Annotated in this window: 13 protein-coding genes and 2 tRNA genes; 4 read left to right on the top strand and 11 right to left on the bottom strand. The window is 55.4% G+C overall.

Annotated features, from left to right (window positions below):
• Positions 1 to 7: 7 nt before the first annotated feature.
• Both M2120_RS05695 and M2120_RS05700 read left to right on the top strand, forming a co-directional pair.
• Complete coding sequence (locus M2120_RS05695; RefSeq protein ID WP_280797748.1) at positions 8 to 1,060, top strand: threonine aldolase family protein; 1,053 nt, start codon at positions 8 to 10, stop codon at positions 1,058 to 1,060.
• Positions 1,060 to 1,425, top strand: a complete 366-nt coding sequence (locus tag M2120_RS05700) for a hypothetical protein (protein ID WP_280797749.1) — start codon at positions 1,060 to 1,062, stop codon at positions 1,423 to 1,425. Before M2120_RS05695 ends, M2120_RS05700 begins: the two co-directional genes overlap by 1 nt.
• 67 nt (positions 1,426 to 1,492) lie before the next feature.
• Here M2120_RS05700 and M2120_RS05705 read toward each other — a convergent pair whose 3' ends face one another.
• The 3 genes from M2120_RS05705 to M2120_RS05715 form a co-directional block, all read right to left on the bottom strand.
• Positions 1,493 to 2,074 (bottom strand): nitroreductase family protein, encoded by a 582-nt coding sequence (locus M2120_RS05705; RefSeq protein ID WP_280797750.1) that lies wholly within the window; start codon positions 2,072 to 2,074, stop codon positions 1,493 to 1,495.
• Between the two features lie 110 nt (positions 2,075 to 2,184).
• Positions 2,185 to 4,383 (bottom strand): ATP-dependent Clp protease ATP-binding subunit, encoded by a 2,199-nt coding sequence (locus tag M2120_RS05710; protein WP_280797751.1) that lies wholly within the window; start codon positions 4,381 to 4,383, stop codon positions 2,185 to 2,187.
• Positions 4,384 to 4,498: 115 nt separating this feature from the next.
• A complete protein-coding gene (locus tag M2120_RS05715) occupies positions 4,499 to 5,659 on the bottom strand; it encodes a class I SAM-dependent methyltransferase (RefSeq protein ID WP_280797752.1) in 1,161 nt (386 codons plus the stop codon).
• 200 nt (positions 5,660 to 5,859) lie between these two features.
• Here M2120_RS05715 and M2120_RS05720 point away from each other — a divergent pair, with 200 nt between their 5' ends.
• The gene (locus tag M2120_RS05720) at positions 5,860 to 6,678 is read left to right on the top strand and encodes a hypothetical protein (protein WP_280797753.1); all 819 of its coding nucleotides are present in this window, start codon (positions 5,860 to 5,862) and stop codon (positions 6,676 to 6,678) included.
• 91 nt (positions 6,679 to 6,769) lie between these two features.
• Here M2120_RS05720 and M2120_RS05725 read toward each other — a convergent pair.
• The 6 genes from M2120_RS05725 to pheA all read right to left on the bottom strand — a co-directional run bounded on the left by M2120_RS05725 (position 6,770) and on the right by pheA (position 11,522).
• Positions 6,770 to 6,861: transfer RNA gene (locus M2120_RS05725), tRNA-Ser, on the bottom strand.
• 70 nt (positions 6,862 to 6,931) lie between these two features.
• A complete protein-coding gene (locus M2120_RS05730) occupies positions 6,932 to 8,251 on the bottom strand; it encodes an LCP family protein (protein ID WP_280797754.1) in 1,320 nt (439 codons plus the stop codon).
• Between the two features lie 33 nt (positions 8,252 to 8,284).
• Positions 8,285 to 8,372, bottom strand: a tRNA-Ser gene (locus tag M2120_RS05735).
• 89 nt (positions 8,373 to 8,461) lie between these two features.
• Entirely contained in the window at positions 8,462 to 9,289 is an 828-nt protein-coding gene (locus tag M2120_RS05740) for an HAD family hydrolase (RefSeq protein WP_280797755.1), read from the bottom strand.
• Complete coding sequence (gene serS, locus M2120_RS05745) at positions 9,290 to 10,558, bottom strand: serine--tRNA ligase (RefSeq protein WP_280797756.1); 1,269 nt, start codon at positions 10,556 to 10,558, stop codon at positions 9,290 to 9,292.
• Between the two features lie 19 nt (positions 10,559 to 10,577).
• On the bottom strand, positions 10,578 to 11,522 hold the full coding sequence (pheA, locus tag M2120_RS05750; protein ID WP_280797757.1) for a prephenate dehydratase: 945 nt from the start codon (positions 11,520 to 11,522) through the stop codon (positions 10,578 to 10,580).
• A gap of 35 nt (positions 11,523 to 11,557) precedes the next feature.
• Here pheA and pgm point away from each other — a divergent pair, with 35 nt between their 5' ends.
• The gene (pgm, locus tag M2120_RS05755) at positions 11,558 to 13,180 is read left to right on the top strand and encodes a phosphoglucomutase (alpha-D-glucose-1,6-bisphosphate-dependent) (protein WP_280797758.1); all 1,623 of its coding nucleotides are present in this window, start codon (positions 11,558 to 11,560) and stop codon (positions 13,178 to 13,180) included.
• 15 nt (positions 13,181 to 13,195) lie between these two features.
• On the opposite strand, the gene M2120_RS05760 is transcribed toward pgm, so the two are convergent.
• Both M2120_RS05760 and M2120_RS05765 read right to left on the bottom strand, forming a co-directional pair.
• Positions 13,196 to 13,930 carry a M15 family metallopeptidase gene (locus tag M2120_RS05760; RefSeq protein ID WP_280797759.1) on the bottom strand — a complete coding sequence of 245 codons (735 nt, stop codon included), beginning with the start codon at positions 13,928 to 13,930 and terminating at the stop codon, positions 13,196 to 13,198.
• Positions 13,927 to 14,316, bottom strand: coding sequence for a winged helix-turn-helix transcriptional regulator (locus tag M2120_RS05765; RefSeq protein ID WP_280797760.1), 390 nt, complete (start codon positions 14,314 to 14,316; stop codon positions 13,927 to 13,929). The genes M2120_RS05760 and M2120_RS05765 overlap by 4 nt, the downstream gene beginning before the upstream one ends.
• Positions 14,317 to 14,407 lie beyond the last annotated feature (91 nt).

The raw sequence follows: 14,407 nt of genomic DNA on the forward strand, positions 1-14,407 counted from the left end.
CAGTTTCATGCAACGAGTACATGACGCCGCCTGGCGCGGCTTTGCCTCTGATAACTATGCCGGCGTGCACCCACGGGTGCTGGAAGCACTTTCTGCGGTGAACGGTGGACATCAGATCGCCTATGGCGAGGATGTCTACACCGAGCACCTGCACCAAGTGATGACCACTCACTTTGGTATGGGTATTGAGGTGTTCCCTATGTTCAACGGAACCGGAGCAAACGTACTCAGCTTGCAGTCCATGCTGCCTCGCTGGGGTGGTGTGATCTGTGCAGAAACAGCACACGTGAACAACGATGAATCTGTTGCTCCCGAGGCAGTCGGTGGCATCAAGCTGCTCACCGTGGCAACTCCTGATGGCAAGCTCACCCCTGAGCTCATTGATCAGCAAGCCCATGGCCGTGGTGATGAACACCGTGCCCAGCCTTTGGCAGTCACCATCACTCAGTCCACTGAGCTGGGAACGGTTTACACCCCCGAAGAGGTCAAGGCGATTGCAGACCACGTTCACTCTCTCGGCATGAAACTCCACATGGACGGTGCTCGCATTTCCAATGCCGCAGCGTCCTTGGGAGTTCCCTTCCGTGCGTTTACCCGCGATGCCGGTGTTGATGTGCTCAGCTTTGGTGGCACCAAGAACGGTCTGATGGGTGCAGAAGCAGTTGTTGTGCTCAACCCTGACGCCGTGGATGGCTTGATTTACTTACGCAAGATGAACATGCAGCTTGCCTCCAAGATGCGCTTCACCTCAGCCCAGCTCATTGCTTTGCTGGAAGGTGACCTGTGGCACCACCTGGCAAACCACGCCAACCAGATGGCTCAGCGCTTGCGTTCCGCTCTCGAAGGAACCCCCGGTCTCACCTTCACTCAGCAGACACAGTCCAACGGTGTCTTTGTGACCCTGCCCGCTGGTATTGCTGATGAACTGCGCAAGGAATTCCGCTTTTACGACTGGAATGCCCTCACCGGTGAAGTTCGCTGGATGTGTGCATGGGACACCACCGAGGATGACATCGACTACTTTGCAGAAGCTGTGAAGAAGGTTCTGGCAGGCAAGTAATGCCACACATTGTTCTCACTGGTTCCACCCTCGACATCCAGATGTCCTTCTGGGAACGAGTAGGTTCACTGTCCTCCAACATCTCAGTGCCACTGACTGCTGTTGTTCACGCAACAGATGACACCAGTTTCATTCGTCACGGTCTGGGTTTCCGCACTGGCGGAACCGGCATGCCCGGTTTCATTGCAGAAGGCCACTTCCGCAAGAACGGTAACCGCATCTTCGCCAACTGGCGCCGGGGTGAACAGGTTGTTGTCATTGACCTGCAGGGTCAGAAGTGGGACAAGTTAGCCATCGGCTGCTCAGATGCCAAGGCTCTGGCAACCCAGATCAACACAGCTATCGCTGGCCTGAGCAACAACTAAGACACAACAACTAAGAAACAAAGCAGAACGCCCCCCGATTTCTCGGGGGGCGTTCCGTTTTGAAGATTTAGTCTTCGAAAGCGCCGTAGCGAACAATCTCAGCCAGCTCGTGACGAACACGTGGAGCCTTCTCGCGCTCTGCGAGTGCCTCAGGAAGTTCATCTGCTGGAGCAAGCTTGCCCACAGCAATCGCAACGAATGCTTCGTAGCCCGCAGGAAGGTTGAATGCTTCCTTGAGTGCCTCAACGTCGGTGCCAGCAACCTGGTGAACGTAGAGTCCATCAGTCTGTGCCTGAATGCTGAAGTGAGCTACCGACTGACCGAGGTCATAGATTGCGTAGTGGTTAGGAGTTCCATCAGCACCAGCAGTCTGAGCAATAGCAACAACGATGGCGGAAGCGTTGGGCATCCATGCACTGTTCCAGCCAGCAAGGGTGGGAACGATCTTGTTGAAGGTCTCATCACCGCGGAAACCAACAATGTAGCGCCAAGGCTGGCTGTTGTTTGCCGAAGGCGACCAACGTGCTGCTTCAAATGCAGGGGTGAGATCTGCAGGAGTAAGGGTTGCGGTGGTGTCGAAGGAGCGTGGGCTCCAGCGAGCTGCCAAGACTGGGTTAATGGGGGTGCTGGTGTGTGCGGTGCGAGACATTTTTATCCTTGTGTGTTTGTGTAAAAACGTGGAATAAGCGTGCAAGAACACGGGCATCCGCTAGTGATAACCGGATACCCGTGTTCTTATTCCCTGATTCTCAAAGTTTTTTATTCGTCTTCGAGAAGTTCTGCTTCGATGAATGGATCTTCATCCCCAGCATCGAAAACAGGGTGGATCTTGTCTGCTGTGACGGTGAGCTGATCGCCTTGGAGATCAACGCGAACCAGATCACCATCACGAACTGCGCCACTGAGTAGTGCCGAAGCCAGACGGTCGTCAATCTCGTGCTGCATCAGGCGGCGCAGCGGACGTGCTCCATAAATGGGGTCATAGCCACGCTCTGCCAACCAGGTGCGTGCAGCTGGGGTTACTGCCAGCTCAAGGCGGCGCTCTCCCAGTCGCTTCTGCAGACGGTCGATGTAGAGCTCAACAATTTGTCCCAGGTCTTCCTGGCTCAGTGCTGAGAACACCACGATGTCATCGAGACGGTTCACGAACTCAGGCTTGAATGCTTGGCGAACAGTTTCGTTGACGGCACGTTCCTTCTCGTCCAAACTCAGCTCGGGGTCAACGAGGAATTGTGAACCCAGATTCGAGGTGAGGATCAAGATGACGTTGCGGAAGTCCACGGTGCGACCTTGACCGTCAGTCAGACGACCATCGTCGAGAACCTGAAGCAAGACATCGAACACCTCAGGGTGTGCCTTCTCGACTTCATCGAGCAAAACAACAGAGTAGGGGCGACGACGCACTGCTTCGGTGAGCTGACCACCAGCTTCATATCCGACATATCCGGGAGGGGCACCCACCAGACGTGAGACAGAGAACTTCTCCCCATACTCACTCATGTCGATACGAATCATGGCCTTCTCATCGTCGAAGAGATACTCCGCCAATGCCTTTGCCAGTTCCGTCTTTCCCACACCGGTGGGACCGAGGAAGAGGAACGACCCGGTTGGTCGATCAGGATCAGATATTCCAGCACGTGAACGGCGCACAGATTCTGAGACAGCTTGCACTGCCTTCTTCTGACCAATCAGGCGCTTGCCCAACTCTGCTTCCAGAGTGAGCAGCTTCTCCGTCTCACCCTTGGTGAGGCGGTCAACCGGAATACCTGTCCAGGCAGCGATCACTGAGGCAATGTCGTCACTAGTGACCTGGTCATTGACCATGCGTTCGGTATCTGTTTGCTCAGCAGATTCTGCCGCAGCAAGCTGACGCTCGAGCTCTGGAATTTCTGCATAGAGCAAGCGACTTGCTTGCTCGAGCTGACCTTCACGTTGTGCACGCTCTGCCTGAATGCGGGCAGCATCCAGCTTGGTCTTGAGTTCACCAACACGGTTCAGGGCGTTGCGCTCAAGCTCCCAGCGCTTCTCCAAATCATCAAGTCGCGCTTGGCGCTCCGCCATGTCTTCACGCAGCTTCGCTAGGCGTTCTTTCGAAGCGTCATCCTTCTCTTTCTTCAGAGCAAGCTCTTCCAATTTGAGACGGTCCACGCTGCGGCGAAGTTCATCAATCTCGACCGGAGCCGAGTCGATTTCCATACGCAGGCGACTCGCTGCTTCATCGATCAAGTCAATGGCCTTATCGGGAAGCTGGCGGCTTGTGATGTAACGGTTAGAGAGTGCTGCCGCTGCCACGAGGGCGTTATCAGCGATAGCGACCTTGTGGTGTGCTTCGTAGCGTTCTTTCAAACCACGCAGGATTGCCACGGTGTCTTCAACACTGGGTTCTCCCACAAACACCTGCTGGAAGCGACGCTCGAGTGCTGCATCCTTTTCAATGAACTCGCGATACTCATCCAGCGTGGTGGCACCAATCAGGCGCAGCTCTCCACGAGCAAGCATGGGCTTGAGCATGTTGGCTGCTGCCACGGAGCCTTCGCCACCGCCAGCACCCATCAGGGTGTGGAGTTCATCAATAAAGGTGATGATCTGACCATCAGACTCATTGATTTCTTTAAGTACGGCCTTGAGGCGTTCTTCAAATTCACCTCGATACTTTGCACCCGCAATCAGGGCAGAGATGTCGAGGGAGACAAGCTGTTTGTTCTTGAGGCTGTCGGCAACGTCGCCGGCGACGATGCGCTGGGCGAGTCCTTCCACGACTGCTGTCTTTCCCACGCCTGGTTCACCGATCAGGACGGGGTTGTTCTTGGTGCGTCGAGTAAGCACTTGGCTGACTCGACGGATTTCCGCATCGCGACCGATAACGGGATCGAGCTTGCCGCTCTTTGCAATTTCGGTGAGGTTGACACCGTAAAGCTCGAGCGCGCTCTTGATTTCTTCTTGCGGCTCTTGTTGCATGTTCTTTCGTTCTCCTTGTGTGGATTTCACCCTCAACAAAGTTGAGTGGTGATGACTCAAGTTTACGACAGGCCCACAATAATCTCTAGGGGCCTAGCTGAAAGAAAGCTGAGAACTAGGCCTTGATTGAGCGGGTCACGGTGAACTTGGGCGTCCTGCGGACTTCCCTGGTTTCCCCCACCAAATTACGCAATGCAGGCTTATAGCTGAGGTGTCTATTTGCCACCACCCACAGCTCCCCGCCTGGTTTGAGCACACGCCCTGCCTCGGCAAAGAGCCTCAAGCTTGTTCCGGCGTGAACAGCAGCGCCAGAGTGAAAAGGTGGGTTGAACAGAATCAGATCTGCAGAAGCATCAGGTTGTGCAGAGAGCCCATCGTCTCGGACAACGCTCACCCGATCACTCAAGGCATTTGTCTCAATCGTGGCCTTCGCAGATTCAACAGCGGCGGCGGACTGATCGCTGGCGATCACCGTCGCCGAGGGACGCAACTTCGCAATCTGTGCAGCAAGAACTCCCGTTCCACACCCAAAGTCAATGATGCGCATGCCCTGCTGACCCGATACTCGATCCAAAACAGCCAGCAGGTCATAGGTTCCAATATCTATGGAGGTGCCGGCAAATGCGCCACCCTGAGCACACACCGTCAGATCAATATCGGCATGGTGTTCACTCCTGGGCCAGTTACCTAGCGCCTTGCGTGCGATCTCTTCCTTCGGTCCTCGAACGCGCAACACACGTGACTTCTGTTCCGCCAAGCTCGCTTCAACAGTGTCGAAATAGCGGGCAAGAACCTCGTTCATACTCAGCGTCATGTGTTTGATTCGACCGCCTGCCAACACGAGAACATCAGAGGAGGCATAGGCGGCAATCAGTGCTGCCCACTGATCCAGCTGTTCTAGAGCACGAGGCAATCGAAGAACAACTACACGGGCGCCCTGAACTAATTCCTCACTGAGTGCGAAGTGTTCAAACGTTGCTCCTGTCGGAATCGCAGCAGCAAGTTCGGCAGCGTTATTGAGCAGAGCTCGTTCACCAGAGAGAGCATCTTGGTGAACCTTCACATTGGTGAAACCACACTCTGCCAGTGCTCCCAGCGTGAGAGCGCCATGGGTATCACCGATGACCGTGAGGGTCGTCTCTGTTAGAGAAGGATCAGAAGAGATCGCATCGCTGAGCTCACGAAGCAGTAACCGATCAGCGGCGTCGACCGCCACGAGTTCGGGGGACTCCAAATCAGGCCAGCGCCTGAGGGAATCAAAAGGGAAAGAACTCACCTGTTGAGACTATGTCAGAAAGACAATCTGCCGATGCAGAAGAAAGAACTATTTGCGGAGACGGCGGGATTTGAACCCGCGATCCCCTTACGAGGACTCCGCCTTAGCAGGGTGGTGCACTAGGCCGAACAGAACAAGCCACCCACACTTGTTGTCCTGGCTTCGATGTTCAGGTTGTATTTGGGCGATAGGTTTGAAAGGTGATGAAAGCAGAATCTTCAACCCTTCGCAACACAATGCACAAGTTAGCTATCGGCACAGTTGTTTCCGTTGCCACAGTTCTTGCACTCACAGGTTGCGCAGGGCAGCCGACTTCACAACCATCTGCGTCTAAAGATTCTGAAACCAAGACAGTGGAGTTCGAGTGGATTGCCACCTCAGCCGCAGGAATCATTAGTGGGGCTCCTGAAGATTTCACCCTCGAGATGTCGGGTTTGAATCCTGAGGTGGTGCAATATGCCGAGCGACCCGCCCGTTTTTTCGACACCATTACCCTGAAAGATCTTGTGAATTCGCCCGGATTATGGGTAGCGAGTGACCCACCTAATGCGGTGTTGACCTTTTACACAAGTGACAGTAATCAGGCTCCCGAAACTTTGCCGGTGGTACTGTCAGCCCCGAATTGGGATGAAGCCTCTGGAAAACTTACCTTTCACGGAAAAGTGCTTTCTGAACGCGAAAAGTTACCATCAAACATTTCTGCAGTCACAGCTGCGATTGATGGCACGGTCACGCAATATGGCGCCGTTGGAATGGCTGTGACCTATAACACAGTGCTGTCGACCACCGCGGCAACGGTGATGTTCTCGACTACCGAGGGTATTCCTTGCGCCTCAGTCACGCTCACCCCGGGGAAAGTTAATCTATTGCAAGTCATGTCGCCAGGCTGCAACATGGTCGGCCGAGTGATTTTGACTTACAGTAGCCCAACCAGTTACACACTTACTTATTCAGGTTCAGTTTCTGACGGCCGCAGCGGAACAACGAGCGGCAACTGGCTCGTTGGCAACCTGCAATAGCCAAACAGATAGCTTGGCAAAAACTAATCCCACCACTGAGAAACCCCCTGAAGAGTATGTTCAGGGGGTTTCTCAGTGGTTTGTGGCTTCCTGGCGGAGACGGCGGGATTTGAACCCGCGGTCCCCTTACGAGGACTCCACCTTAGCAGGGTGGTGCACTAGGCCGAACTATGCGACGTCTCCATGTATTTCTGCAAGCAGAACTACCTTGAGCAATCATACCCGGACAGTTCTGCCCGAGAATAATCGAGGATTACTGCTGGTCGAGTGTGCGTCCAGCGGAGCAGGTGTACTGACCAGCTGTCTGGCCAGAAACGTTCTCAGGGAGCACAGCAACTTCAGCAGCGGTTACTGATGGCGTTGGAGTAGCTGTCGCTTTACCTGAAGTAGAAGGCGTTGGAGTTGCCGAAGCCTTCTTGGCTGCCTTGGCTGCGGCCTTTGCCGCTGCTGCTGCATCTGCGGCGGCCTTGGCGGCAGCATCAGGATCCGCTACCGAACCACGACCCGTGGTTCCACTGAGGCCAACTGGCTGATCTGCCAGAATCGCAGCGAAGAGAGCATCTGCCTCTGCCTGGATCGGCTGTACCTTGCCGGCATAGACACCTTCACCGCCGGTGGCACCAGGGTATTGAACGAAGACGATGTTCTCTAGCGGAATGTCCTTCAGTGCCATCGCAATCGACACCATGGTGTCGAGGCTGTTCAAGCTGTTGGAGAGGGTCATGTTGGAGATGGCTGCCTTCGCCAGACCAAACAGAGCAACAGGGTTGGTCAGAGTCTGAGCGCTCTTGAGCTTGCGCACGAGAGAAGACAGGAACACCTGCTGGTTGCTGATGCGGCCCAAGTCACTTCCGTCACCAACGCCGTGACGTGTGCGGAGGAACTGGAGAGCTTCAAGGCCAGAGAGAGTGTGCATTCCGGCATCGAGGAAGGTCTGGGTGTATTCGTCCTCGATGGGCTCGGCGACACACACCTCAACACCGCCGACAGCGTTTGCCATCTGGATCACGCCGTTGAACTGAATCATGGCAGCGAAAGGAATGCTCAACCCGGTGAGTTCTTCCACTGTGAGAACAACACAGGGAAGGCCTCCCTCATTGAGAGAGCCATTAATAGGACCAGTCCAGCCACCGCCGCCATCTGGGCAGTTGGGGTAGTGAACAACGAGGTCACGAGGGATGGAGACAACAGTTGCGTTGGTGTGATCTGCCGAGATGTGAAGCAAAATGTTCACGTCATTGAGCGTGCTACCAGGGTCAGCGTCAAAGACTCCAGGGTCGGTGCCTTCGCGGGAGTCACTACCGACGAGCAGGAAGTTCACACCACCCTCAATGGCTCCAATGTCAGGAATCTTCTGATCATTGGCCAAAGCAACACCGGCGTTTGCGCTGCGACTAATGTCCCAGAACGCGATTCCGGCAATTGACATAGTGGCCACCAGCACAACAGCTAGTGCTGCACCGATGAAACCGAGTACCGAGCGTGACCCCTTAACGGGTGCAACACGACCATGACGGATGGCAGCACGAGCCGAGCGAATACGACGCTGGCGCGAAGCTTTCTCCTCGCTCATGTAGTCCCCTGTCATAGGCGTTGTGAAAATATATGGCGGAGGGCGTGGGATTCGAACCCACGATGCATTGCTGCACACTGGTTTTCAAGACCAGCTCCATCGGCCGCTCGGACAGCCCTCCTTGTTGCTTCAGAAGAAACAACTCGATGAGTCTACCCGAGAACAGCCCTTCTAGGCTTTCAGAGCTTCCTGCGAAAGCCCTGATAGGGGTTAGGGCAGCTTGTTGAGGGCTTCGAGTAGGCCTAAATCCTGCACATTTCCGCAGATTTCGTTGGCCACTGCCTTGATCTCTGGTTCTGCATTGCCCATGGCAACTCCGCGACCAAGTTCAGCTGCCCACTCAATCATCTGGATGTCATTGTTACCATCACCTGCGGCAAAGACCCGTGAGCGGGGGAAGCCGAGTGCTTCGCGCACCTTCTCCAAACCAGACGCTTTGCTCACACCTTCGGGGGCAATGTCCAACCAGGCAGCCCAGCCGATGGAGTAGCTGACTTGCTTCAGACCAATCCGCTCCACAACTTGGAGGAAGTCCTCCGTGTCGTGATCTGGTGAAACCACGACAACGCGGGTGGCACGAAGGTTCAACAGACCTTCGAACTCAACCTGGTGCGCCAGGAGTGTGGGATCAACACCCGGAAGTGGCTCTGTGAAGTAGTAGTCACCGTTCTCATCTTCAACGGCATAGCGACCGTCGGGGAGGTGACCCTTGATCAGCTTCAACACTTTTTCTGGATTAAAGGTTTCGATGTAGTGCTTGGCATATCCATCTTCTGCCAGAGCATCCTTCTTCAGCAACATGGCCCCGTTGGAACACACCACATACTCAGGCCAGATGTTCAACTGACGCAGCACCGGGATTGTTTCCACTAGTGAACGACCGGTAGCCAACATGACTTCGTGTCCACGATCAGAAGCTGCCTTCACGGCAGCTACCACCTCGGGTGCAACATCACCGCGATGGGTCAGCAGGGTGCCATCAACATCGAGGGCAACCAACCAACGCTGGTCTTCGGCAAGTGTTGAATCAGAGGACACTTATGCGCCTACGGGAGAAATAACCGAGATGCCGCCGAGGTAGGGGCGAAGTGCTTCAGGAATAATGACGGAGCCATCTGCTTGCTGGTGGGTTTCCAGGATTGCAACCAACCAGCGAGTAGTAGCCAGAGTTCCGTTGAGGGTGGCAACCGGTGCGGTCTTGCCGCTTTCCGTGCGGTAACGGGTTTCGAGTCGACGTGACTGGTAGGTGGTGCAGTTCGAGGTGCTGGTGAGCTCGCGGAATGCGCCCTGGGTGGGGACCCAAGCTTCGATGTCGAACTTGCGTGCTGCACTGGAACCGAGATCACCTGCGGCAACATCAATCACGCGATAAGCAAGACCAAGGGATTGCAGCATGTTTTCCTGCCAGGCAACCAAGCGGTCGTGCTCTGCCTCTGCCTCTTCCGGAGTGGTGTAGACAAACATCTCCAGCTTGTTGAACTGGTGCACGCGGATAATGCCGCGAGTGTCCTTGCCGCTTGATCCGGCTTCACGGCGGTAGCAGGTCGACCAGCCGGCATAACGAAGTGGTCCGTTTTCCAGGTCGATGATTTCATCAGCGTGGTAACCGGCGAGCGCAACTTCACTTGTGCCGGTGAGGTAGAGGTCGTCAGCAGGGAGGTAGTAAATCTCGTCAGAGTGTTCACCCAAGAAACCGGTGCCCTGCATGATGTCGGGGCGTACAAGTGTGGGGGTGATCAGTGGAACGAAACCTGCTTCGAGAGCACGGTCGAGTGCCAAGTTCATTAGGGCAAGCTCTAGGCGTGCACCAATACCGCGCAAGAAGTAGAAGCGAGCACCAGAAACCTTGGTTCCACGGGTCATGTCGATAGCGCCGAGGCATTCACCCAGCTCGAGGTGGTCCTTGGGTTCGAAGTCGAAAGTGGGAATAGTGCCCACCTCGCGCAGGGTGACGAAGTTATCTTCGCCGCCGGAAGGGATTCCCTCAATGATGGGGTTTTGAATCTTGCGGGCAGCTTCGGTGTAGGCCTCGTCTGCAGCAGATGCTGCAGCGTTTGCTTCCTTCACCTTGGCAGCAAGCTGAGCAACTTCGGCCAGAAGTGCCTTCTTCTCATCACCTTGTGCTTGACCAACCTTCTTGCTGAACACGTTCTGCTCGGCACGAAGTTCTTCGAATGCTGCCAGTGCAGCACGGCGCTGAGCATCTGCTGCCAATGCAGCATCTACCAATGCAGGGTCAGAACCCCTGGCCACCTGGGAGGCTCGAATAACGTCAGGGTTTTCGCGGAGCAATACTGGGTCAATCACATGCCCAGTTTACTCAGCACTAGTCGCCGAGTATTTCCGCGAGCCAGGCGCGTGCGTCGGTGAACACTCCATCGGCATAGCGCTTGGAGTGTTCGGTGGTGACTTTGTCTGCGCGGGGGTAGGAACCCAGGAAGATCACCTTGGGGCTGAAACGGCGCAGTCCCAGTAGTGCGTCAGCAACACGCTCGTCACGAGCGTGACCTTCCGCATCAATAACGAAGCGGTAGCGACCGAACTCATCCCCAATTGGACGTGACTGAATCAGCGAGAGGTTCACACCGCGGGTGGCGAACTGCTCGAGCATTTCCAGCAGTGCACCAGAGCGGTCATCGGGCAATTCCACGATCAAGCTGGTCTTGTCTGAGCCGGTGGGCTCAGGCAGTTGAGTGGTCTTACTCACCAGAACGAAGCGGGTGACGGCGTTGGTGTTATCCGCAATGCCGGAAGCGAGGACTTCTACGTCATAGTGGCGAGCAATCCCGGCAGGGGCAATGGCAGCATCTGCGGTGTTGTCTTCCAGCAGGCTTGCCGCAGCGGCAACGTTACTGGAAGAGGGAATGTGTCCGTGGTGGGGGATGTTCTTTTCCAGCCAGCCTCGGCACTGGGCATAGGCAACCGGGTGGGCATTGACAATGTTCACATCCGCAAGGGTGGTTGCCTTGCGCGCGACCAGTTCAAATTCAACGGGCACCAGGTATTCGCCAATGATGCGCAGGTTGGGGATATTGGCCAATGCATCCTGGGTTGCAGTGACGCCACCTTCCACCGAGTTTTCGATGGCAATCATGGCGGCAACCGAACGCCCTGAAACCACATCGGCGAGTGCTTCGCCCACATTGTTTACTGAGTGCCAGGTCTTTCCCGCGGCTTCAGGAACCTGTGCCAGGGCAGCTTCAGTAAAGGTGCCGGCAGGGCCTAAATAGCTATATGCCGGTGCCGTCGTTACTTTTTCTGAAGAACCCATGTCTCAAATGCTACCGGGAGTGGCAAACTTGGCTTGTGACTACCCGCGCCGGAACCCCAGCCCTGCCTTCCGATCTCATCGATATCGATGCCCTCGTGAAGGCCTATTACGACCTCACCCCAGATATGAGCGTGCCCGAACAGCGCGTGGTCTTTGGCACGAGTGGTCACCGTGGCTCTTCTCTCAACGCTGCGTTCAATGAGCAACACATCCTGGCAACCACTCAGGCCATTGTTGAATACCGTGCGTTGCAGGGCATTACCGGGCCACTGTTTATTGGTGCTGACACACACGGCTTGAGTGCACCTGCGCAGAAGACTGCACTCGAAGTACTTGCTGCTAACGGTGTGCGCACGCTCAAGGATTCTCGTGACGGTTTCACTCCCACACCAGCTGTGTCCCACGCGATTCTCGCTTATAACAATGGAGGCCACGCGGATCAAGCCGACGGCATTGTGGTCACCCCCAGCCACAACCCACCCCAAGATGGTGGTTTCAAATACAACCCTCCTCACGGTGGTCCCGCCGATGGCTCTGCCACCAACTGGATAGCTGCCCGAGCCAATGAGCTCATTGAGGCTGGTCTGGTTGATGTGAAACGCACCAACCCTGAAGGCCTCACCGAGGACTATGACTTCCTCGAGCACTACGTTGCAGATCTAGAGAACGTGATCGACATGACAGCGATTGCCGAGTCCGGTGTAAACATCGGTGCCGATCCTCTGGGCGGCGCATCCGTTGCCTACTGGGCTGCCATCAAGGATCGTTACAACCTCAATCTCACCGTGGTGAACCCCGAAGTTGACCCTGCCTGGTCGTTCATGACCCTGGACTGGGACGAAAAGATTCGCATGGATCCTTCGAGTCCTAACGCGATGGCTTCGTTGATTGCCAAGCGTGGAAGCTTTGATGTGCTCACTGGTAATGATGCCGATGCTGACCGCCACGGCATTGTCACTCCCGATGCGGGGCTGATGAACCCGAACCACTTCTTAGCCGTGGCTATTGAGTACTTGTTTGCGAATCGTCCCGGCTGGCGCCCAGATGCCCGCATAGGTAAGACACTGGTTTCCAGCACCATGATCAACTTTGTAGCTGACGGCTTGGGCCGTGTGCTGTGGGAAGTGCCGGTGGGCTTCAAGTGGTTCGTGCCTGGTCTGGTTGATGGCTCTGTCGGTTTCGGTGGTGAAGAAAGCGCGGGGGCTTCCTTCCTGCGCAAGGATGGCACCGTGTGGACCACCGACAAGGACGGCATCATCCTTGCACTGCTGGCCGCTGAGATCATTGCCGTCACCGGCAAGACTCCCTCTGCTCTCTATCGTGAACTCACCGAGCGCTTTGGTGAACCTGCCTATGCCCGTGTTGATGCGGCAGCCAACCGTGAACAAAAGGCTCGCCTGGGCAAGCTCAGCGGTGATGACATCACCGCGACGGAGCTTGCTGGCGATCCCATCATTGCCAAGCTGTCTCATGCCCCCGGTAATGGTGAAGCTATCGGTGGCGTGAAAGTGGAAACAGAGTATGCGTGGTTTGCTGCACGCCCTTCTGGAACCGAGGATGTTTACAAGATCTATGCCGAGTCCTTCCGCGGACCCGAGCACCTCAAGCTCGTTCAAGCAGAAGCAAAGAAGATTGTCGACGCTGCGCTGAACTCCTAAAGGGAAAGTAGTTCTTTAGTAGCTAGGTGCCGGCTCGAGGCCAAAGAACTCTTCGAGAGTGGCAATGCCCTTGTTGTGCATTGCAGTAGCAACTTCGATTCCGACGTAGCGGTAGTGCCAGGGCTCGAATTCATATCCTGTTGTTCCGGCATATCCGTCTGGGTAGCGCAAGACGAAGCCATACTGCCAGGCATTGGCTGCGAGCCAAATACCGCCAGGGGTGCCCGCAAAACAAACATTAACTAGACAGCCGTTGCCATCATCAAGATCGACAGCAAGCCCAAGCTGATGTTCTGAATATCCGGGGCGCGCAGCTCTCAAGTCTGCGCCTGCTTCTCCGAGAATCCCTAGATATTCGTTGTAGGTATTTTGTTGTCCCAGATAACTTCTATACGCACTCGAAATTGAAAGCGCCACCCCTTGTGACAAAGCTGCTTGGGAAAGTTGATCAAGAGCTGCACTTGCTTCTGCTCGAAGGGCAAAACCATTGACATTCGTGATGGACGTGGGAATTACAAGGTCGGTCGGTTCGTAATCGACCGTCGCCAAGGGGCGATGTTTGTTGACGATTACAGTGACTGCCGCCGGATCATCCAGGTTATAGGTGGGTGTTGGAGTTGGTGTCGGGGTTGGCGTGTGAGTAACCGTGTGGGTTGGCGTGGGTTTAGCCACTGGTGTCACTGTTCCAGCGCAACCACTCAGAGCTATTGCCAGTGGCACTGAGAGTGCAACGGCAACACGAATGCTCACGACCCCGGGTTCTCCTGGTCGTATTGTGCACGCTTTTCAATGATGAGGTCGATGTTATCGAGCGTCCAGTCTGCGAGCGCCCGCACGGGAACAATCAGGGTGCGACCAAGCTCGGTGAGGTCATACTCGAACCAGGGCGGAGTATCCGCATGAACAATGCGCTCCACGAGGCCATCACGCTCGAGCTGACGCAGCGTCACGGTGAGCATGCGCCGTGAAATTTTGGGGATACGCTCTGCCAGCTGGGTGTAGCGCATGGGCTCTTTGCTGAGCATCCCTAAGAGCACCAGGCTCCACTTGTCACCGATGTGGGAGAGCACGGAGAAAAAGACTTCGCGGTCTGTGGCGTGGATACGCTCTTTCAGGCCAGCCATGTCCTGGTTCATGTGTTCACCCCCAGAGAAGTTTGTTTTGTAATTCCTCTGTCTAAGATACTATGGGTAACCGCAGTTACTATTAGTAACTCCTCAAAGTTTC

Source organism: Aurantimicrobium minutum (genome assembly GCF_029893825.1).
In the GTDB taxonomy this organism is placed as follows: domain Bacteria; phylum Actinomycetota; class Actinomycetes; order Actinomycetales; family Microbacteriaceae; genus Aurantimicrobium; species Aurantimicrobium minutum_C.

Excerpts from the sequence above, each read along its gene's own strand:
- M2120_RS05695 (WP_280797748.1), top strand. The coding sequence starts at position 8 with ATGCAACGAGTACATGACGCCGCCTGGCGCGGCTTTGCCTCTGATAAC.
- M2120_RS05700 (WP_280797749.1), top strand. The coding sequence starts at position 1,060 with ATGCCACACATTGTTCTCACTGGTTCCACCCTCGACATCCAGATGTCC.
- M2120_RS05705 (WP_280797750.1), bottom strand. The coding sequence starts at position 2,074 with ATGTCTCGCACCGCACACACCAGCACCCCCATTAACCCAGTCTTGGCA.
- M2120_RS05710 (WP_280797751.1), bottom strand. The coding sequence starts at position 4,383 with ATGCAACAAGAGCCGCAAGAAGAAATCAAGAGCGCGCTCGAGCTTTAC.
- M2120_RS05730 (WP_280797754.1), bottom strand. The coding sequence starts at position 8,251 with ATGAGCGAGGAGAAAGCTTCGCGCCAGCGTCGTATTCGCTCGGCTCGT.
- pheA (WP_280797757.1), bottom strand. The coding sequence starts at position 11,522 with ATGGGTTCTTCAGAAAAAGTAACGACGGCACCGGCATATAGCTATTTA.
- M2120_RS05765 (WP_280797760.1), bottom strand. The coding sequence starts at position 14,316 with ATGAACCAGGACATGGCTGGCCTGAAAGAGCGTATCCACGCCACAGAC.